A 20,088-nucleotide genomic window follows, 5' to 3' on the forward strand; every position below is an offset into this window, starting at 1 on the left:
GCGTCTGGCGGTGCCCCGGCCGGGAGCGCCCCGGCCGTCTCCCCTGCGCCCGGTGCCGACCGTGCCGCCGCCTCCCGCCCCGCCGACCGGGAGGCTCTGTGACGCCCGCGAACCCGCTCGCCGCCGCCCTCGGCGTGAGCCCCCGCTTCGACGCCGGCCTCTACCGCTGGGTGACCGACACCGCCCAGCACGCCCCCGGCCCGGTCAACGACACGATCCGGGTCTTCAGCGACTACGGCCTCGGCCTCTTCGCCGTCCTGATGCTGCTCGCCCTGTGGCACGCCCGGCCGTACGGGCCGGTCCGTACGGTGCAGGCGCTGGCCGTACCGCTCACCGTCGTGGCGGCCTTCCTCGTCAACGACGTGCTCAAGTCGCTCGTCGACGAGCAACGGCCGTGCCGCACGCTGCACACCGTCACCGTCGAGGCGTGCCCGGCGCTGGGCGACTGGTCCTTCCCGAGCAACCACACCGTCATCGCCGCCGCGACGGCCGCCGCGCTGCTGCTGGTCGACCGGCGGGTGGGGCTGCTGGCCGCGCCGCTCGCGCTGCTGATGGGCGCCTCCCGGGTGTGGATCGGCGTGCACTACCCGCACGACGTGCTCGCGGGGCTGGTGGTCGGCGCCCTGGTGGGGACGCTGCTCACGCTGCTGGTCCGGCGGTACGCGCCCCGGGCGGAGCGGTGGCGCCTGCTGAACGTCCCACTGCTGGACGGGCGAGGTGACCCGGTCGCCGACGCTGCCCCGGCTGCCCCGGCTACCCCGGCTACCCCAACTGGCCCGATGGGCGCGGGTAGTCGGCCCGCAGAGCAGCCCAGCGTGCCGACTGCTCCGGAGTAGAGAGCCCCCGGATCTCGGCGAGTTTGAGCAGCGCGGCCTCGGCTCCGGAGGCCAGGGTCTGCGCCTCGGCGCGGTAGTGGTCGGTGACCAGGGCGTCCAACTCGGCTGCGTTCATGGTGGGAACGATCCGGGCGGCAATCCTGTTCATCGTCCGGTACGAGCCCTGGAGCAGGAACGGCGGCTCGGTGCGGGTGTGGTCGGCGGTGGCGGCCGACGCGATGTAGGCGGCGTTGACGTCCAGGACGGTGGCCCGGGCGCGCAGCAAGTGCCTCAGTACGGCGAGGATTTCGCCGCGTTCGGCGGCGGAGTAGGGGTACGCGAGGGCGTCCGCGCGGGCGGTGGGGTCGTCCTCGGCGAGCCGGATCAGCAGCTCGACGTCCGCGCGGTCGCGGCCGGCGAGCGGGGCGAGCACGTCGTTGGCGGTGAGCGAGTTCTCCACGTAGCTGAGCGCGAACAGGGCTTCCCTGCCGGTGAGTACGTCACCGAGGTTCCACACGTCGGCGCGGTTGGCGAGCATGTCCGGGATGCGGAAGAGGCGGCCGGACTCGGTGTACGGATTGCCCGCCATGCAGACGGCGAAGCGTTTTCCGCGCAGGTCGTAGCTGCGGGCGGTGCCTTCGACGCGGCGCTGGGCGTCGCACAACGGGATGAACTTCTGCAGGAGTTCGGGGGACGTGTGCTGGATGTCGTCCAGGTAGAGCAGGACATTGGAGCCCAGTTCGAGGGCGAACGTGATCTTCTCGACCTCGCGGCGGGCGGCGGCGTCCGGAGCGCGCTCCGGGTCCAGCGAGGTGGTGGCGCTGCCGAGCGCCGGCCCGGAGACGGTCACCAGCGCGAGCCCGAGCCGGGCGGCCACGTACTCCATGAGCGAGGTCTTGCCGTACCCGGGCGGCGACATGAGCATGAGCAGCCCGCCGGCGGCGCCGAACTGCTTGTCGAGGCTGTCCCCGACGAGCGGCAGACTCACCTCGTCGAGCAACCGGTTCCGCACGAACCCGCCGATGGCCCGCGCCCGGTACGACTCCAGCCCGAGCCGCGCCCGCTCCCGGTCGACGGCTTCCCCCCGGGCCCGCTGGTACGCCCGATAGGCCGGCACTTCGGTGGCGCCGAACTCCCTTACCCGGCAAAGCAGTTCGTCGGCGCGGAGGTCGATCCGCCCGTCACTGATCCGGGGATGCGCCCCGAGCAGCCCGGTGACACTGAGCCGAACGTCGGCGTCGGAGCCGTACCGGTTGAGGCGTTCGCCGCAGACAAGAGCGGCGGCGACTTCAATGACGTCACCATCGATCCCGGCTGCGGCACCCTGCGACGCGGTGAAAGCGCCAAGCCACGCCGAGGCCAGCTGCCAGCGCGCGGAAAGGTCCCCGCCGAGCGCCGCCAGGTCAGCAGTGAACTCCTTGTACGGAACCCCGTCGACCCCTCCGAGCGCCCGAACAAACCCCTCCCGAGCCCCCCGCGCCGCAACCCCTTCAACGAACGCCCCCTGCGCGGAAGCCAGTTCCCCCACGAGGTACTCCCCAACAAGCAGCCCAAAGCCCCCACCCGGCCCCCCACCAAGCCCACCCACCCCACCCCGCCGCAAAAACTCCCCCGCGACAAGCCCGATCTCGTGGGCAAGCCCCGCGAGAGCATCGCCGCCCACGGGGCGCGATTCCGAGCCGCCAGGCTCACCCAACGCCGGGCCGGCGCCGGCCTGCGAAGCCAGGCCGATAGGCCCACCCGCGCCCGGGGCGGCGGCCCCGCCCGACCGCGCCGGGACCGAGCCGCCAGGCCCACCCGCGCCCGGGGCGGCGGCCCCGCCCGGCACCAGGCCGCCGCCACCATACGAAGCCGGGCCGCCAGGCAGACCTCGGCCGGTGGCACCAGCACCACCCGACCAAGCCAGGCCCGAGCCGCCAGGCTCACCTCGCTCAGCGGCGCCTGCCCCGCCAGTCCGCGCTGAGGTTGAGCCGCCAGGCTCACTCAGCCCACGGGCAGCGCTGGCCTGCGAAGCCAGGCCGCCAGGCCCACCCGCGCCCGGGGCGCCAGCCCCACCGGCCCACGCCGAGCCCGAGCCGCCAGGCTCACCCAACGCCGGTCCAGCGCCGGCCCGCGAAGCCAGGCGGCCAGGTCCACTCCGGTCGGCGACGCCGGCCTGCGAAGCCAGGCCGCCAGGCCCACCCGCGCCCGGGGCGGCGGCCCCACCGGCCCACGCCGAGCCCGGGCCGCCAGGCTCACCCGACGCCGGGCCACCGCTAGGCTGCGAAGCCAGGCCGCCAGGCCCATCCGCGCCCGGGGCGCCAGCCCCGCCCGGCCGCGCCGGGACCGGGGCGCCGGTCCCAACACGGCGGGGCGTGGCTGAGCCGGCAGGCTCGGGGTCCGGTGGGGTCCGTCGTGCTGTCGCGCCGAAGGCTGATGTCGCTCGGGTCAGGGATCTCGCCCTCGTTTCCCATCCCTCTCTCATCTCCGGCGTCGCCGCGAACGTCCACACCAGCTGGGCCGCCGCGCGGACTTGCGGCGGGTAGCGGAGCAGGGCCGCGCCCGTCAGCAAGGGGTGCAGGGCCTCCAGCAGGAGGGTCGCGTCGTGGTCGTGGACTCCGCGTTCGTAGCCCTCGTCCAGGCGGGTCGCGGTCGCCTCGCGCACCAGGTCCGCCGGCGGCGTTGTCGCCAGCCTGGATGACGGGGTTGTCAGGAGGAGGCTCGCCGCCAGGTATTCCGCGCGGTACAGGTCCGGGGACTCCGACACCAGCGGGCGGTTCCAGAAGCGGCGGGTGGACGCCAACTCCTCGTCCCTCACCGGCATGAGGTAATCCGTGCCGCTGATCGTGAACGCCAGGCCCCCGTCGTGCGGGACCAGGGCCAGGTCGAACGGGCGGGTGTTCACGGCGAAGCGGTGCCGGCCGAGGCGGATCACCGCGCCACCGTCCTCGTACAGGTCCTGGCGGTCGCGCAGGGCGCGGCCGGTGTCCTGGCGGGCGGCGGCGAGTGCGGCGGTGAGTTCTGCGGCGCGGGCCGGGTCGCCGAGGTCGGCCAACTCACCCGCGATCCGTCGGTGTTGCGCGGGCATCGGGTCGGCCGCGAAGTACGTGTTGACGTCGTCGAGCGAGTCGAGCCCGGCGGCCCGGCGCCGCACGCCGTCCAGGATGCGTTCGGCGGAGAGCGCCAACCTCCGCACCCGGTCGGCCCGTTCGTCGGAGAGCGCCTGCTTGCGCGCCGCGAACGTCTGCTGGATCTCCTCGCGCCGCTCGGCCAGCTCCGCCAGCCGGTCGGCGCCGGCCGCGAACCGGGTCGCCAGGTCCTCGACCTGGACGAGCAGCCTGCCGAGCTGCTCGTCGCACTCCTCGGGCGTCCCGGCCGCGGCCAGCGCCCCGCTGACGCTCTGCCCGAGCAGCGCGCTCTCCGCGGCGAATTCGGCCTGCGTCTCGCGGGCGAGCAGGGCGCCCCGCCGGGCGTCGAGCAGCGCGCGGGCCCGGTTGACGGCGCCGAGCACGTCGGCCGCGGCGGCGAGGATGCGGGTGCGTACGGTGGCGTCGGCGATCTCCAGGGTGCCCGCGGTCTCGGTGACCGTCCGCAACCCGGCGGCCTGCTCGTCCAGTTCGGCGGCCATCGGCTCGGCGTCGGCGGCCGTCCCGATCGCCGCCGCGGCGACCGCGATCTCCTCGATCCGCTCCCGCTGGGCGTCAAAAGCGTGCTCGTCGGCGAAGCAGTCGGCGGCCCGCCCGGCCGCGGCGGCCAGTTCGCGGGTGAGTTCGGCGGCCAGCGCGTCGAGCCGGTCGTGGTCGGCGTACCGCAGGTCGCGCAGGGTCACCAACCGGCCCTGAGCACACCGGAGTTCGGTGAGCCGCCGCACCCACTCCCCCGCGTCCGACGCGGCCTCGCCCCGCACCCGGCGGACCAGCGCGGCGCCCTGCGCCGCCGCTTCCTCGACAGCCTGCGCCGCAGCGGAACGCTGCTCGCGCACCCGCGCGTACTCGGCGAGCACCTGCCGCCCGGTGTCCCGCACCTCGGCCAGCGGCCCGGCCAGGCCGCCCGACTCCGGTTCCGCCAGCCAGTGGTGCCGGTCGAGCACCCGGTCGCAGGCGGCGGTCAGCGCCTCGTAGACGGCGGTCGCCGGGGTGGTCTCCAGCGCGCTGCGGGCGACCGACAGGGCGTCGGAGACGGCCCGCACCAGGTCGGGGTTGCCGATGCGCGCCAGCGGCCCGGCGCCGACCGGCCGCGCGGCGGCGTAGGTGTCGGACAGGAACGGGGTCCGCCAGCGCCGCACCGGGTGGACGCGGACGGGTTCGCCGCCCTCCGCCGGGCGCAGCGTGAGCAGCGTGCCGTCCTCGTAGAGCGCGCAGCCCTGGACGTGCAGCGGGGCCGCGGCCTCCTGGCGGATCAGGTTGTACGGCAGCAGCAGCCGGCGGCCGTCAGCGGCGGCGTGGAAGACGTAGAGCACGTCCTCGCCGTTGGCCGAGCGCACCAGGCGCTCGAACTCCAGCGGCTCGCCGCCCGGTTGCGGGTCCTCGACGTCGAACGTGCGGGTGCCGCCGGTGGCGAGCGCGTAGCCGCCGGGGAAGATCACGCCCTGCTCGTCGGGCAGCCGCAGGCACGCCTGGCCGAGCGCGTCGATCCGCTCGATCTCGCCGGTACGGGTGTTGACGGCGAAGTGCCGGTCGGCGTCCTCCCGGTAGGGGCGGACCCGCAGCAGCAGCAACGGGCCCGCGGTGGCCCACGCCACCTCGGCGTCGGCGAGCGACTGCAAAGCGTCCTCTACCGGCTCGCGGTACTCCGACTCCCCTGTGCGCAGAGCCAGTTCGCCGCCGGTGGTGGCCACGGTGAGGGTGCCGCCGTCGGCGGCGGTCAGGGCGAGGTGCGGGTGCCGTCCGGGGACGTGGTCGGCGCGGCCGGCCGCCGTCCACGCCACGGCGTGGGCGCCGGCCGCCTCCTCCCCCGCCTCGCGCGCGGCCCCCTCGTACCGGCAGCGGCCGTCGCGGCCGACCCGCCAGCCCAGCGCCCGTACGTCACCGGCGCCGGGGCCGGTGCGGAAGACGGCGAGCAGCCGGCCCTCCAGCACTCGCAGCCGCAGCAGCCGGGTCTCCCGGTAGTAGCGGTAGAGCTCGGCGAACTCCCGCTGGAAGGCCGGGTCGTCGAGCAGCCCGACGGCCGGGGCCTCCTCAAGACCGGCCCCCGGGCCCTCGCCGCCCGTGCCGTCGCCGCCCGTGCCGTCGCCGCCCGGGCCCTCGCCGTCCGTGCCGTCGCCGCCCGGCAGGCTGAGCAGTTGGAAGACGTCGGCGACCTCGGTGACCTCCGCCGGGTTCGCGGCGAAGAGCAGGTACCGGCCGACCGGGGCCACGTCGGCGGGCAGCGACGCCCGTGCCGTACGCAGCCGTTCGCTCCCGGCGAGCCGCAACTCCGAGCCGCCGAAGACCTCCTGGCGGCGCGCGTTGAGCGTCTCGGCCCGCCGGGCCAACTCCCGGGCCGCCGCCTCAAGTCGGCCGCGCAGGACGTCGTACGCGTCGGCGTCCAGGCCGGCTTCGGCCCCCGCTTCGGCCCCCGGCTCGATGTCCGTGCCGCCGGCGTCCCGCAACGCCCCCTGCCCGGCGCTCACTTCTTCCCGTTCCCGTTCGCCACCACCGCGCCGGCGGCCACCCCGGCACCCGCGCCCGCGCCCGCGGCGGTCGCCGCCGTGAGCCGGGCGATCAGCGCCGACGCCGACAGGTTGGCCAGGTCGCCGCTGCCCAGCGAGGACAGCACGCGGGTGGCGTCCTCGGTGAAGCGGCCCGAGCCGTCCAGCCACGGCGCCGCCATCGACCGCACGGTCTCGGAGTTGGCCACGAACGAGTCGACGCTGCGGCCGGCCGACACCGCGTTCACCAGCCGGTCGAAGAAGACCGAGTCGCCGCCGACGATGCTGATGTCGGCCTTGTCCAGCCCGCTGGCGATCACGCTCGCCTGCGCCTGCGCGATCTCCCGCTGCGTGTCGAGCCCGGCCAGCCTGATGTCCCGCTCCGCGGCGATCCGCAGCCGGTACTCCTCGTGGCCGCGCGAGGCGTCGTCCAGCGCCGCCATCGCCGCGGCCTTCTCCGTCAGGCCGGCCGCCTCCGCCTTCAGCTTCTCGCCGATCACGGCCGCGTCGGCGGTGGCCTGCGCGGCGGTGCCCTCGGCGTGCGCCAGCGAACGGGCCCGCAGGCCCTCGGCGTCGGCCTTCGCCTGCGCCGCCGTGCCCTCCGCCGTCGCCAGCGACAGCAGCCGGGCGCCCTCGGCCTCCGCCTTGAGCCGGGCCGCCGTCGCGTCCGCCTCCGCGAGGCCGACCTTGGTGATCGCCTCCGCGCTGCGCTCGCGCACCTCGACCTCGGCGAGGCCGGCCGCTGCGGCCTCCGCGCGCAGTCCCTCGGCCAGCCGGATCTTCGCCTCCGCGTCCATCTCGGAGGTCCGCTTGCGGGCCTCGGCCATGGTCAGCGCCTCGCGCGCCTTGTGCTGGGCGGCCTGCTCCGCGGCCTCGGCCGCCTTGATGTCCTTGACCAGCTGCTCCTGCGCCTGCGCCTCGGCGGTGATCACCAGCGCCTGCCGCTCCCGCTCGGCCTCCTGCACCAGCCGCAGGCCCTTGATCGACTCCTCCTGCTCGGCGACCGTGCGGTCCACCGCGATCCGCTCCCGGATGACGTCGGCGACCTCCCGCCGCTCGCCCTCGACCTCCTTCTCCTTGGAGATTCGGGCGAGTTCGGTCTCGCGTTCGCGGGCGATGACCTCAAGGACCCGGTCCTTCTCGATCCGCTCGTTCTCCACCGCGATCACCCGCTCGCGGTTCTTCTGCGCGACGGCGACCTCGCGGGCCTGGTTCTCGCGCTGCACGCCGAGTTGCTCCTCGGTGCGGATGAACGCGCCCTGGAAGCCGAGCCGTTCCTCCTCCTGCACCCGCGCGGTGGCCGACTCCTCGCGGGCCCGCAGCGTCTCGACCTCGCGGCGCTGCTTGATCTCCGCCTCGCTCTGCCGCCGTTCGAGCTCCAGGATGGTCTCACGGGCCTCGACGTTCTGCCGGGTGATCTCCTTCTGCTCGGTGCGCTGGAACTCGTTGGTCCGCACGTGCTCGATCGCGGTCAGCTCGGTGATCTTCCGGATACCCTGCGCGTCAAGGATGTTGGCCGGGTCCAGCTGGGTGAGCGGGGTCTGCTCCAGGAAGTCGATCGCGCAGTCTTCGAGGTGGTACCCGTTCAGGTCGGTGCCGATGACCTGGATGATCTGGTCGCGGAAGTGCTCGCGGTGGGTGTAGAGGTCGACGAAGTCCAGCTGCTTGCCGACCGTCTTGAGCGCCTCGGAGAACTTCGCGCTGAACAGCGCCTGCAACGTCTCCTGGTGGCTGGCCCGTTCGGTGCCGATCGCCTGCGCGACCTTCACCACGTCCTCCTTGGTCTTGTTGACCCGGACGAAGAACGTGAGGTGGATGTCGGCCCGGATGTTGTCCTGGCAGATCAGGCCCTCGCGGCCGGTGCGCTGGATCTCGATCGTCTTGACCGAGATGTCCATCAACTCGCTGTTGTGCAGCACCGGAAGCACGACGCCCCCGGTGAAGGTGACGTCCACATGGCGCGACTTGGAGATGATCAGCGCGTGGCCCTGCTCGACCTTCCGGAACAGCCGGCTGACGGTGAGCAGCACTCCGAGTGCGATGAGGGCGAGAACGGCGAACAGCACGCCGATCCCTATGACGGTGGCATCCATGGCGGATCCTCGAACGGTGAGGTGTGCGGATGTGGTGGCAGGGGGACGTCAACCGGGCTTGTAGGCCGGTCAGTTGAGGTCGGGGACGGCGAACGGCGCGGCTCTGAAGAACTCGCCCTCGTCGTCGTACGCGTAGAGCAGCGCGGTGCTGCCGGCGGTCAGCGGCGGGTCCGGGTCGTCGTCGCCCGGCGGGCCCTCGCATCTGACCTGGACGATCGCGGTGGAGCCGTCGGGCGCGGCGACCTCGGCCTGGCCGAACCGGTCGGTGACGGTGCCGGTGCGGATCACGCAGACCTGGCCGACGAAGTCGGCGCGGGACGGGCTGCGTTCCTCGGGGAACAGGTGCCGCAGCGGCCGGACCAGCGTCCAGGTCAGCGGCCAGCCGCCGAGCACGGCGGCGGGCAGCAGCGCGACCGAGGCGGCGAGCCGGAGCCCGCCGGGCAGCCCGGCGGCGTCCAGTGCGACGGAGCCGACCAGGCTGACGAACCAGCTGAGCGCGGTGAGCAGCGACAGCGCGACGATCATGGGGACGCCACCGAGCCCGGCGGCATCCAGCAGGTTGACGTGCGACCGGTGGCCGTCGGTGCCGCTGCCGTTGTGAGCGCTGCCGTCGGTGGCGTGAGCGCTGCCGCCGGCGTGGGCGTCACCGCCGTGGGCGTCACCGGCGTGGTGGCCGGGGCCCGGGTGTCCGTGGTGGGCGGGCGCGAAGTGGCCGTGGTGGCCGGGGCCGTGCGAATCGGCAGCGCCGATCAGCACGAGCCCCCAGTAGCCGACCACGACCACGAGCGCCCCTCCGTAACAGACGGTCGGAAAGCCGAGAGCGACTGCGGTGAACTCCCCCATTCCCGCTCGCCTCCCCCCGTACCGGCTCTTCGACCGCCGCAGTGATCGTGGCAGTACGGGGGCCTGTTCGGCATTGCCGGTTCCCGGCAGAGTTGACGGGCCCCTGACGTCCTGAACCACCCGCAACCGCGGGGCTCCCGGCTGCGTCTGAACGGCCCGGGCGCGTCCGGAAGCTGCTGCGGCACCGGTCCGGCGGGTGCAGGACCGCCGGCCGGGCCGCTGTGTCAGACCTCCCGGCTACCGTCTTCGAGCATGGACCCGGACGACTGGCTGGCCGACACCCGCACCTCGTACGACACGGTCGCGGTCAGCTACGCCGAGCAGATACGCGACGCGCTGGACGGCCTGCCGTACCTGCGGGCCGCGCTGGCGCTGTTCGCCGACTCGGTCCGTTCGGGCGGCGGCGGCCCGGTGGCCGACGTGGGATGCGGGCCCGGCCACGTCACCGCGCACCTGCGCGGGCTCGGCGTGGACGCGTTCGGCATCGACGTCTCGCCCGGCATGATCGACACGGCCCGCGCCGACCACCCCGGGCTGCGGTTCGAGGTCGGCTCGATGACGGCCCTCGGCCTCGCCGACGGGTCGCTCGCGGGCGCGCTGGCCTTCTGGTCGCTGATCCACGTCCCGGACGTGGAGGTGCCGGCGGTCCTGTCCGGCTTCCGGCGGGCGCTGCGCCCGGACGCGCCGCTGCTGGTCGGCTTCCACGTCGGCGACGGGTCCCGGCTGAAGACCGAGGGCTACGGCGGCCACCCGATGCGGGTCCACGTGCACCGGCGGCAGCCGGCGCGGGTGAGCGGCTGGCTGCGCGATGCGGGTTTCACGGTGGAGACCGAGATGCTGCTCGATCCCGAGGGGAGCACGCCGGGTGCGATCCTGTTCGCCCGCCGCCGCGGGTAGCCGCCGTGGGTAGCCGCCGTGACGCTGCTCGCGGGCACCGGGCGGGAACGCGAACGGCCGCCGTCCGCGTGCGAGACGCGGACGGCGGCCGGTGTACGTCATACGGCCGGTGGGCCCCCGGGCGCTGGGTGCCCCTTCGGGGAGGTCAGTCCTTGGCGGGCTGGCCGGCCTCGATCTCCAGGGCGATCCGGATCTTGTCGCTGACCGCCGCGCCCGCCGGGCCGCCGGTGACACCGAAGGCGCTGCGGCTGATCTCGGTGGCGGCCGAGAAGCCGGCCACCGGGCTGCCGTCGAAGCCGGTGCCGAAGCCGTTCAGTTCGAGCTCCAGCGTGACGGACTTGGTCACGCCGTGCAGCGTCAGGTCGCCGTCGATCTGGAAGACGGCGGCGCTCTCGGCGCGGACGGCCGTCGAGGTGAAGGTCATCTCCGGGAACTTCTCGGTGTCGAGGAAGTCCGCGCTGTTCACGTGGGTGTCCCGGGCCTCGTTGTTGGTGCTCACCGACGCGGTCTTGATCACCGCGGTGACGGTGGACTGCAGCGGGTCCTCCGCCGTCACGATGGTGCCCTCGAAGGTGGCGAAGCTTCCGCGGACCTTGGAGACGCCCAGGTGCCTCACGAAGAACGACACATCGGAGTGCACGGGGTCGATCGTCCAGGTGCCGGCGACGTAGCCGGGGATCACGTCGGTGTTGGTGGTCATGGGGACTCCTCGGGCGGAACCTTCAAGACGGGTTTATTTTTTGTTGAGCGCTCACCCACCATAACGCCATGGTGTTGAGAGTTCAACCACCCTTATGCTGGACGTATGGACGAGGTGCGTTGGCTGAGCGACGCCGAGCAGGAGATCTGGCGGTCTTACATGACCGCCAATGTGGAGTTCTCGGCGCACATAGACCGGCAGCTGCGCCGGGACTCCGGCATGCCCATGGCGTACTACGAGATCCTGGTCCGGCTGTCCGAGGCGCCGGGCCGCCGGCTGCGGATGAGCGAGCTGGCCGAGCAGTCGCAGTCCTCCCGCAGCAGGCTCTCGCACGCGGTGGCGGCGCTGGAGAAGTCCGGCTGGGTGGCGCGCAGCCCCGTCGACGCGGATCGCCGCGGGTGGGTGGCGGAGCTGACGGACGAGGGTTTCGCGGCGCTGGCAGCCGCGGCCCCCGGCCACGTGACGGCGGTCCGCGAGCACCTTTTCGACGTGCTGACGCCGGAGCAGCTGGAGGCGCTGCGGGAGATCGGGCGGGCCATCAGTGCGGGGCTCCGTGCGGAGTGCGACGCGGCCAAAGAAGACCCCGACGCCTGCGCGTCAGCCGAAGACGGCGAGTGCCCCCCGCCCCCCTGCTGACCGTCCTGCGGCCCGCACCGCCCTACGGAGCCCCGCCGCAACGGTTCCGGCCCGCCGCCGACCGACGGCCCGGTGGGGGCTGATCGCGCCCACGCGGCGCCAGCCGCACATCAGAAACAGCCCCGCGCCCCTTACGGGGCCGTCAACCGGGGTCCGTGAACCGGGGCCCGTGAACGCTCCCGGCTACAGGGGTTTTTGGGGCCAGTTCAGGAGGCGGGCGCCTAGGGCTGCGGTTTCCAGGGTGTAGCGCTGGAGGGAGTCGTCCAGGTCGAAACCTGTGAGCGCCGCGATCCGGTCCAGGCGGTAGGACAGCGCGCGCACGCTGAGGTCGAGGCGGCGCGCCGCCTCCGCGCTGACGTAGCCCGCGGCGGCAAACGCCCCGATCGTCTCCAGCAGCGGCCCCGCCCCACCCCGCGCCTGCTCCAGAGGACCAAGCACCGTCCGCACCAGATCCGCCATCGCCGCCCGGTCCCGCAGCAGCACCGGGAAGACCAGCAGATCCGCCGCCTTCAGCACCGAACCGGTCAGGCCCAGCCGCTGCGCCAGGTCGAGCGCGCTCAGCGACTCCTCGTAGCTGCGCACCACCCCGACCGCCCCGCTGTGCGGGCGGCTCACCGCCGCCCGGGCCTGCCCCGCCGTGGTGAGTTTGACGAACGCGTCGAGCACCGCCTGCTGCGTGGTGGGTGCCACGCACACCAGGCGGCCGTCCTTGGGCGCGATCAGCGCGTCGTGATCGCCGAACCGTCCGGCCAGCTCGCGTTCCACCCGGTAGAGCACCGGGTGCGCCTCGTCGTAGGTCTCGCCGGCCGGGGCCTCGGCCACCGCCACCACGTGCCGGTCGGCCAGCCGCAGCCCGAAGCCTTCGGCCTGTTCGGCGATCCGGCCGGGGTCGCTGCGCCCGTAGAGCAGGTCGTCGATGAACTTCCTGCGGGCCGCCTCGGCCCGCCGCACCGCGTGCCGCTGCGCCCGGTCGTGGCCTTCTGCCAGCGCCGCGACCCCCGCTTCGAGGGCGGCCAGCACGGCGCTGCCGACCTGCCGGAGCTCGGCGGCGTCCCGGCTGCCGGTGACGCCTGGCAGGGCGGGCCAGGCGCGGCGGACGGCGGCCAGGTGGGCCGCGGTCAGTTCACGCAGCCCGAACCCGGAGTCGGCGGCCTGTTCGCCGAGCGCCCTGCGGCTCTCCCGCTCGGTCCGGCTGAGCGCGCGGCAGCTGCGGGATATCTCGGCGAGCGTCTCGGGGAAGCCGGCGACGAACTCCGCCGGCACCGCGCCCGCGGCAGCATTACCCGGGGCTGAACCCGGCCGGTGGCCGGCACCCTTGTGGCCGGGACCCGCGCCAGAAGCCGCTCCTGGGCCCGTACCGCTCCGCGACACCACAACAGGCCCCCCGCCATGCCGACGCGTCCCGCGTCGGCCCACACTTCCGTACTCCGGCCGTCAAGAACCTATCAAGACTGCCGGATCCCGGAAGTGACGGGGGACCGCCCGCCCGGGGCTCCCGCCCCGGGACCGTGCTGCTCCGCTACTTCGCCGGGCCGGTGGCCGGCTGCGGCGCGGGCTTGGCGGTGGTCGTCGCCTCGTTCGCGGTCACCACGTCGCTGGGGGTGATGGCCTCAGGCGTCGGGGTCGGCGAGGACGCCGGCTCGGCGGTGTCCGCCGCGTCGTCCGTCTTCATCGCCTTCGCCTCGGACTTGAGGATGCGCATGGACTTGCCAAGGCCGCGTGCGGCGTCCGGCAGCTTCTTGGAACCGAACAGCACGATGAGCACGATCGCCACCACGATCAGGTGCCACGGCTCCAGCCCGTTTCGCAACATGGAGATCCTCGCTTCATTACAGGGGCCGACAACGTATGCCTCAACTGTCGCATTGTCACCCGAAAGCCCTCGGCCACGGCAACCCGGGTACTCAAAGCATGCGCAAAAAGCTGGTGAACGGGAAGACCCCCCGTGCCGCTGATCGTCACGGAACCGCGCAGGCGGGAGGGCCGATCCCCTGGTCAGAGCGGTCCCCGCGGCCCCGCGGAGGGCCCGGGGATCGAATAAACCTTCGGGTTACGCGGCGACGGTGACGCGGTCGCGGTGCAGGTGCCGGGTCCGTACCCGGTGCGCCTTCTTGGGCCCGTCGGCCGGCCGGCGGGCGAAGACCACCAGCCGGAGTATGACGAACCGTCCTATACCGGCCGCCCCGGAAGCGCCCAGGTAGACGGCCTGGGTGAGCAGCGGCCCGGCGCCGGGGCGTACGGCACCGAGCAGCAGCACGGCCGCGGTGGTGAACAGGTAGGCCGCGACCAGCGTGAGCGCCGACTTGGCGTGAATCCGCCAACCCGCCGAGCCCCGGCGGCCCTTCGCGCCGCCGCCATCGCCCGACCCGCCGCCCGCGAAGGTGAACCGGTGGTGCAGCTCGGTGGTGACCAGCGTGGACACCACCGTCACCACCGCGTTGGCCACCGCGAACGGCACCCGGCCGGTGGTCAGCAGCAGCACCCCGCTGGACAGCAGGCTCACGCCGCCGCCGAAGAAGACGAACCGGACGAACGCGGCGAGCGGCCCGCGCGGCGCGGCGCCGTCCCCGCCCGCTCCGGCCGGCCGCTCCCCCTCGCCGGCGGCGGCCGGCACCGCCGGGACCGCCACGCTCGCCGTGCTCGTCATCGTCTTCATGCCACCACAGTGCCCGGTGCCACTGACATCGCGCCCACACGCCGCTGACAGCGCGCGCACCGCCGTGTCGGTACGGCCCACGGCCGTGTCGGTACGGCGTCGGCGGACACCGCCACCAGCGCGCACATCGCCGCCAGAGCGGGCATCGTCAAAGCGGACATCGCCAGCGCGGGCATCGTCGTCAGACCTGCATGTCCGGCGGCACCGCCGCCAGCGCCTCCTGGATGGAGGCGACCAGCCGCCGCGCGGTGTCCGCGGTCAGTTCCAGCGCGACCCGGGCCGACGGGCCCTTGGCCGGGTCGGTGAGGTCGATGTTCAGGGTGTGCTCGGCCATCGCGTGCACCGGGTGGTCGAAGTAGACCGTCATGTCGGTGACGTGGAACCAGGAGCCGCCCGGCCCCTTCGCGCTGCCGTCTGCCTTGTCCTTGACCGTCGTGTAGGTGCACATGTCGGTCAGGCCCCCAGGTGCTTGCCGAAGAACTCCGTGATCCGCTCCCAGCCGTCGTTGGCGGCGGCCACGTTGTAGGAGGGGCGGTCCACGGCGAAGAAGGCGTGCCCGGCGCCCTCGTAGGTGTGGAACTCGAAGTCCTTGCCGTTCTCGGTGAGGATCCGGCCCAGCTCGGCGACCTGCTCGGGGCTGGGGTGGCTGTCCTGGTCGCCGAACAGGCCGAGCAGCGGGGCGTCCAGCTGCGGCAGCCGGTCCACCAGCGTGGTGACCTTGATCGGCAGGCCCTCGGGGATCGTGCCGGTGACGAACGCGCCGTAGCAGTCGACGGCGGCGTCCACGTCGAGCGTGCAGCCGACCAGGACGGACTGCCGGCCGCCCGAGCAGTGGCCGATCACGCCGACCTTGCCGTTGGACGTGGGCAGCGCGCGCAGGTACGCGGCGGCGGCGGACACGTCACCGGTCAGCCGGTCGTCCGGCACGCCGCCGTTGGCACGGCCGACGGCGGCGGCGTCGTCCGGCGAGGCGCCGGGGGCCTCGCGGGAGTAGAGGTTCGGGCAGATCGCGTCGTACCCGAGCTCGGCGAACCGGCGTACGACCTCCTTGGACGCCCGGTCGTAACCCGGCATGTGGTGGATGAAGACGACACCGCCGCGGCGCTCGCCGCCTTCGGGAGAGGCGATGTACGCCTCGATCTCGTCGCCGTCGTGACCGGTGAGGCTGATGGTCGTCGCGGTCAGGGAACCGGAGGGGGAATAACTCATGGCGACAGCTATACCATAAGCCTGGACTGATCAGTTTATACTGAAGATCATGACGATGATCACCGGCAGTGCGGGAGATCCAGGGGGCCGTACCGCCGACGGTGCCGAAGCGGACGCCGCCCCTACCGGAGGCGCGGGCGACGGCCCCGGCGGAGCGGCGAGCGGCCCCGCCCGGATCGCCACCGACCTGCGGGCCTGCCTCGGCCCGCTGGTCCGCCGGCTGCGGCAGGTCAAGCCGGACGACGAGCTCACCCTGTCGCAGACCTCCGTGCTGGTCAGGCTCGACCGGGAGGGACCGGCCACCGCCTCCGAGCTCGCCGCGGCCGAGGGCATCCGCGCCCAGTCGGTGTGCACGATCGTCAACGCGCTCCAGGACCGCGGCCTGGTCGCCCGCGACCCCGACCCGTCCGACGGCCGCCGCGTCCTGGTGTCGGTCACCGCGGCCGGCACCGAGGGTCTGCACGGCGCCCGCCGCGAGCGCGCCCGCCGGCTCACCGCGGCCATCGCCGAGGAGCTGACCCCCGCCGAACAGCACAGCCTGGCCACCGCCATCCCGCTGCTGGAGAGGATCACCCGACGTGTCTGAGCCTTCGGGCATAAGCATCGCCGGCGCGGGCAGCGCCGGCGGCGCCGAGGATCCGCACCCCGAGCGGCCCGACCGCTACAAGTGGGTGGCGCTGTCCAACACCAGCCTCGGGATGTTCATGGCCACGGTGGACTCGTCCATCGTGATCATCTCCATGCCGGCCATCTTCCGCGGCATCCACCTGGACCCGTTCGGGGCCGGCAACATCAGCTACCTGCTGTGGATGATCATGGGATACCTCCTGGTCACCGCGGTACTGGTGGTCACCCTCGGGCGGCTCGGCGACATCGTGGGCCGGGTGAAGATGTACAACCTCGGCTTCGTCGTCTTCACCTTCGCCTCCGTCGCGCTGTCCTTCGACCCCTTCCTCGGCGGCTCGGGCGCGGTGTGGCTGATCGCCTGGCGGGTGGTGCAGGCGCTCGGCGGCTCGATGCTGATGGCGAACTCCGCCGCGATCATCACCGACGCGTTCCCGGCCAAACAGCGCGGGATGGCGCTCGGCATCAACCAGATCTCGGCGCTCTCCGGGCAGTTCATCGGCCTGGTGCTGGGCGGGCTGCTGTCCGCGTGGGACTGGCGGGCGGTGTTCTGGGTCAACCTGCCGTTCGGCATCCTCGGCACCATCTGGGCCTACCGCTCGCTGCGCGAGACCTCCGCCCGGCAGAAGTCCCGGATCGACTGGTGGGGCAACCTCACCTTCGCCGCCGGGCTCGGCGCGCTGCTGATCTCCATCACCTACGGCATCCAGCCCTACGCCGGCCACTCGATGGGCTGGACCAGCCCGAAGGTGCTCAGCGGGCTGATCGGCGGCACGCTGCTGCTGGTCGTCTTCTGCGTGATCGAGTCGCGGGTGGCGCAGCCGATGTTCCACCTGGCGCTGTTCCGCAACCGCGCCTTCACGGCCGGCAACGCGGCCTCGCTGCTGGCGTCGGTCGCGCGCGGCGGCCTGCAGTTCATGCTGATCATCTGGCTCCAGGGCATCTGGCTGCCGCTGCACGGCTACGACTTCGCCGACGCGCCGCTGTGGGCCGGCATCTTCCTGCTGCCGCTGACCGCGGGCTTCCTGGTCGCCGGGCCGCTGTGCGGCTACCTCTCCGACCGGTACGGGGTGCGCTACTTCACCACCGGCGGCCTCGTGCTCTTCTCGCTCAGCTTCGTCGGCCTGCTCCTGCTGCCGATCACGTTCTCGTACTGGGCGTTCGCCCTGCTGATCATGCTCAACGGGATGGGCTCGGGGATGTTCTCCGCGCCGAACACCTCGGCGATCATGAGCAGCGTCCCGGCCGGGTACCGCGGCGCGGCCTCCGGCATGCGGTCCACGTTCCAGAACTCCGGGATGTCGCTGTCGATCGGCATCTTCTTCTCGCTGCTGATCGTCGGCCTCGCCAACCGGCTGCCGAACGCGCTGAACTCCGGGCTGCGGGCGCAGGGCGTGCCGCCGGACGTGGCCCAGCACGCGGCGAACCTGCCACCGGTCTCGACGGTCTTCTCCGCGTTCCTCGGGATCAACCCGGTACAGACGCTGCTGGGGCCGAGCGGCGCGCTGGACAAGCTGCCCGCGCACAACCGGGAGGTGCTGACCGGCAAGGAGTTCTTCCCGAACCTGATCTCGGCGCCGTTCCACCACGGTCTGGTGATCGTCTTCGGCACGGCGGCGGCGATGGGGCTGCTGGCGGCGACGGCTTCGCTGCTGCGGGGGACGCCGGGGCTCGACCCGGATCAGCTGGGCTGATCCGGGGTCCGGGCGGGGGCGGCCGGGCCGGGGCGTACGGGCCTGGGACTCGTACGGGCCGGGGAGCTGGGCCGGGGGCCGCGCGGGCCCGGGACTCGTACCGGCCCGGACTCGTACCGGCTTGGGAGCTGGGCCGGGGGCTCAGGCGCGTTCGCCGCGGGGCAGCCGGATATGGAGCTCGGGGTGGCGCGGGCTGTCGAAGCCGAGGCTGCGGTAGAGGGCGTCGCCGTGGCTGGTCGCGTGCAGGTTGACCACCCACGCGTCGGTCTCCCGGCCGAACCAGTCGAGCAGCGCCTCCAGGCACGCCTTCGCGTAACCCCGGCGCTGCCGGCGCGGATCGGTGCTGACGTTGGACAGGTGGCCGGTCACGGGCGCCGGGTTCAACGGTCCCGGGGCGCGGTCGTAGCAGATGCCGACCGCGGTGCTGACCACTCCCAGCTCGGGGTCGTCCACCACGAAGGCGGCGAACTCCGCCGGGCGGCCCAGCCGTTCGGCGAACCACCGCTGCGCTTCGGCCCGCCAGGGCGCGTCCTCCGGGCCGGGCTCCTCGCCCATCGACGCGAACATCAGCGCCCGCAGCCGTACCAGCGCCGCCGCGTCCCGCACTTCGGCGCGCCGGACGGTGACGGGCGGCCGCTCGGCCGGGTCGCCGGCGCCTTGAGCTGGGGCTATGCCTGAGTCGGTGTCCATGGCACGCATTCTCGCCGAAGGCCACGGGCGGCGGCACCCGGTTTCCGACCGTGGCCGTCGGCGTGGACAGCGCCCCGCGGACGCGGATGCGGACGGCCCCCGGCCGTCCGCATCACCGTTCAACTCATCTCATCGCACCGGACGCTTCACGCCGGAAGCACCGGACCGGACGCACCGGACCGGAACGTCAGTGCTTGGCGCCCGAGCGCCGCCGCATCATCCCGAGGCCCATCGTGGCAAGGCCGAGCAGAACGGCCACTCCGCCGACGATGGCGTTGTTCGTGATGGTCTTGGTCGTGTCGGCGCTGCCGGCCACCACCCACGGGGCGACGATGGTCCACGCGCCGATCGCGCAGGCGACCCAGCCGAGGCCGTGAGTCCGTTCCAGAACCGAGCCGAAGCCCATCGCCAGGATCGCCAGCGCGATACCGGTGATCAGGTTGCTGACCCGCAGACTGGTGAAGCCGTCGAAGCCCACCACCCACGGCGAGATCGCCAGATACAGGCCGGTCAGCAGGCACAAGCCCTCGATGAGGCCGGCCATCGGCTTCGCCGACGCCTCGGCATACCTGCCACGCAGTGCCATCAGGTCGGGATGGTTCTCGATGTGGGTCGGTTCGGTCGGTTGGGTCGAATGGGTGGCCATACCAGCCACCTCCTTCGGATACGCAGTTCACTCCTGTCGTGGGTGACCTCCGGGTCTCCGCCCCGAAGTTGCCCCACCCATAAAGACAGCGTAAATCTCCGTCGCGGCTCCGGCCACTGCCCGGGGCCTCCTACCAGAAATCAGACCATTTCGATTTCCTCCGCGGCCGCCCGGCGACGGGTCCCGGCCGGATACCGGGTCGTAGCATGCCGGGATGGAACTGGCGAGTTGGGGAGAGGCCACCGGGCAGGGCTGGGAGCAGATCGGCGAGCTGGGCCTGGCCCTCGTCCTGTCGGCGGCGATCGGCCTGGAGCGGGAGGTACGGCAGAAGAGCGCGGGGCTGCGGACGCACACCCTGGTCGGGCTCGGCTCGGCACTGATCATGCTGGTGTCGAAGTACGGCTTCACCGACGTACTGACCGGGCACACCGTCCTCGACCCGTCCCGGGTCGCGGCGCAGATCGTGTCGGGCATCGGCTTCATCGGCGGCGGGCTGATCTTCGTACGGCGGGACATCGTCCGCGGCCTGACCACCGCCGCGGTGGTCTGGCTGACCGCCGCGGTGGGGATGGCGGCCGGCGCGGGGCTGCCGGTGCTCGCGCTGGTGGTGACCGGCAGCCACTTCCTGGTCGTGCTCGGCTTCGCGCCGCTGGCCGCCCGCATCCCCGGCTCCACCCGCGCCCCGGCCTGGCTGCGGCTGGACTACGACGACGGCCGCGGGGTGCTGCGGACGGCGCTGAGCCACTGCACCGACATGGGGTACGGGGTCATCGACCTGTCCACCGACCACCACCCCGAGCACGCCGAGGACGAGCACCGCGGCACGGTGACCGTCCATCTCACGGTGCAGGGCCCGCGACCGGTGATCGAGCTGGCGACGGTCCTCTCGGAGATCGACGGCGTCCGGCACGTCAGCACGACGCAGGACGACGCCGTCGACTGAGCCGGTCCCGGCCGGGACGGGCCCCGAAGGGGCG

General features: G+C 73.2%; 17 protein-coding genes. 6 read left to right on the plus strand and 11 right to left on the minus strand.

The window, feature by feature from the left end:
• Positions 1 to 98: 98 nt before the first annotated feature.
• Entirely contained in the window at positions 99 to 836 is a 738-nt protein-coding gene (locus ACQPW6_RS15410; RefSeq protein ID WP_433890201.1) for a phosphatase PAP2 family protein, read from the plus strand.
• Here ACQPW6_RS15410 and ACQPW6_RS15415 read toward each other — a convergent pair.
• The 3 genes from ACQPW6_RS15415 to ACQPW6_RS15425 form a co-directional block, all read right to left on the minus strand.
• The gene (locus ACQPW6_RS15415) at positions 763 to 6,405 is read right to left on the minus strand and encodes a DNA repair ATPase (RefSeq protein WP_433890202.1); all 5,643 of its coding nucleotides are present in this window, start codon (positions 6,403 to 6,405) and stop codon (positions 763 to 765) included. The genes ACQPW6_RS15410 and ACQPW6_RS15415 overlap by 74 nt on opposite strands.
• A complete protein-coding gene (locus ACQPW6_RS15420; RefSeq protein WP_433890203.1) occupies positions 6,402 to 8,516 on the minus strand; it encodes a flotillin family protein in 2,115 nt (704 codons plus the stop codon). Before ACQPW6_RS15420 ends, ACQPW6_RS15415 begins: the two co-directional genes overlap by 4 nt.
• A 69-nt stretch (positions 8,517 to 8,585) precedes the next feature.
• Complete coding sequence (locus tag ACQPW6_RS15425) at positions 8,586 to 9,359, minus strand: hypothetical protein (protein ID WP_433890204.1); 774 nt, start codon at positions 9,357 to 9,359, stop codon at positions 8,586 to 8,588.
• Positions 9,360 to 9,611: 252 nt separating this feature from the next.
• On the opposite strand from ACQPW6_RS15425, the gene ACQPW6_RS15430 reads away from it, so the two are divergent.
• Positions 9,612 to 10,256 carry a class I SAM-dependent DNA methyltransferase gene (locus ACQPW6_RS15430; protein WP_433890205.1) on the plus strand — a complete coding sequence of 215 codons (645 nt, stop codon included), beginning with the start codon at positions 9,612 to 9,614 and terminating at the stop codon, positions 10,254 to 10,256.
• 145 nt (positions 10,257 to 10,401) lie between these two features.
• On the opposite strand, the gene ACQPW6_RS15435 is transcribed toward ACQPW6_RS15430, so the two are convergent.
• A complete protein-coding gene (locus ACQPW6_RS15435; RefSeq protein WP_433890206.1) occupies positions 10,402 to 10,956 on the minus strand; it encodes a YceI family protein in 555 nt (184 codons plus the stop codon).
• A gap of 105 nt (positions 10,957 to 11,061) precedes the next feature.
• Between ACQPW6_RS15435 and ACQPW6_RS15440 the strand changes: the two genes are divergently transcribed.
• On the plus strand, positions 11,062 to 11,592 hold the full coding sequence (locus ACQPW6_RS15440) for a MarR family winged helix-turn-helix transcriptional regulator (RefSeq protein WP_433890207.1): 531 nt from the start codon (positions 11,062 to 11,064) through the stop codon (positions 11,590 to 11,592).
• A gap of 183 nt (positions 11,593 to 11,775) precedes the next feature.
• On the opposite strand, the gene ACQPW6_RS15445 is transcribed toward ACQPW6_RS15440, so the two are convergent.
• The 5 genes from ACQPW6_RS15445 to ACQPW6_RS15465 all read right to left on the minus strand — a co-directional run bounded on the left by ACQPW6_RS15445 (position 11,776) and on the right by ACQPW6_RS15465 (position 15,457).
• Positions 11,776 to 12,855 (minus strand): PucR family transcriptional regulator, encoded by a 1,080-nt coding sequence (locus ACQPW6_RS15445; protein WP_433890208.1) that lies wholly within the window; start codon positions 12,853 to 12,855, stop codon positions 11,776 to 11,778.
• Between the two features lie 256 nt (positions 12,856 to 13,111).
• Positions 13,112 to 13,405 (minus strand): Sec-independent protein translocase subunit TatA, encoded by a 294-nt coding sequence (tatA, locus tag ACQPW6_RS15450; RefSeq protein WP_433890209.1) that lies wholly within the window; start codon positions 13,403 to 13,405, stop codon positions 13,112 to 13,114.
• 237 nt (positions 13,406 to 13,642) lie between these two features.
• Positions 13,643 to 14,248, minus strand: coding sequence for a hypothetical protein (locus ACQPW6_RS15455; protein WP_433890210.1), 606 nt, complete (start codon positions 14,246 to 14,248; stop codon positions 13,643 to 13,645).
• 181 nt (positions 14,249 to 14,429) lie between these two features.
• Complete coding sequence (locus ACQPW6_RS15460) at positions 14,430 to 14,696, minus strand: DUF6295 family protein (protein WP_433890211.1); 267 nt, start codon at positions 14,694 to 14,696, stop codon at positions 14,430 to 14,432.
• A gap of 5 nt (positions 14,697 to 14,701) precedes the next feature.
• A complete protein-coding gene (locus ACQPW6_RS15465) occupies positions 14,702 to 15,457 on the minus strand; it encodes a dienelactone hydrolase family protein (protein WP_433890212.1) in 756 nt (251 codons plus the stop codon).
• Between the two features lie 49 nt (positions 15,458 to 15,506).
• Here ACQPW6_RS15465 and ACQPW6_RS15470 point away from each other — a divergent pair, with 49 nt between their 5' ends.
• Both ACQPW6_RS15470 and ACQPW6_RS15475 read left to right on the plus strand, forming a co-directional pair.
• On the plus strand, positions 15,507 to 16,043 hold the full coding sequence (locus tag ACQPW6_RS15470; RefSeq protein WP_433890213.1) for a MarR family winged helix-turn-helix transcriptional regulator: 537 nt from the start codon (positions 15,507 to 15,509) through the stop codon (positions 16,041 to 16,043).
• Positions 16,036 to 17,775 (plus strand): MFS transporter, encoded by a 1,740-nt coding sequence (locus ACQPW6_RS15475; protein WP_433890214.1) that lies wholly within the window; start codon positions 16,036 to 16,038, stop codon positions 17,773 to 17,775. Before ACQPW6_RS15470 ends, ACQPW6_RS15475 begins: the two co-directional genes overlap by 8 nt.
• A 141-nt stretch (positions 17,776 to 17,916) precedes the next feature.
• On the opposite strand, the gene ACQPW6_RS15480 is transcribed toward ACQPW6_RS15475, so the two are convergent.
• Together ACQPW6_RS15480 and ACQPW6_RS15485 are read right to left on the minus strand one after the other, a co-directional pair.
• Positions 17,917 to 18,465 carry an N-acetyltransferase family protein gene (locus ACQPW6_RS15480; RefSeq protein ID WP_433890215.1) on the minus strand — a complete coding sequence of 183 codons (549 nt, stop codon included), beginning with the start codon at positions 18,463 to 18,465 and terminating at the stop codon, positions 17,917 to 17,919.
• Positions 18,466 to 18,652: 187 nt separating this feature from the next.
• Positions 18,653 to 19,111: an SPW repeat protein gene (locus ACQPW6_RS15485; RefSeq protein WP_433890216.1), complete on the minus strand. Its 459-nt coding sequence runs from the start codon at positions 19,109 to 19,111 to the stop codon at positions 18,653 to 18,655.
• Between the two features lie 214 nt (positions 19,112 to 19,325).
• Here ACQPW6_RS15485 and ACQPW6_RS15490 point away from each other — a divergent pair, with 214 nt between their 5' ends.
• Positions 19,326 to 20,054, plus strand: coding sequence for an MgtC/SapB family protein (locus ACQPW6_RS15490; RefSeq protein ID WP_433890217.1), 729 nt, complete (start codon positions 19,326 to 19,328; stop codon positions 20,052 to 20,054).
• Positions 20,055 to 20,088 lie beyond the last annotated feature (34 nt).

It is taken from the genome of Streptomyces sp. CA-111067 (genome assembly GCF_050956065.1).
GTDB lineage: Bacteria > Actinomycetota > Actinomycetes > Streptomycetales > Streptomycetaceae > Actinacidiphila.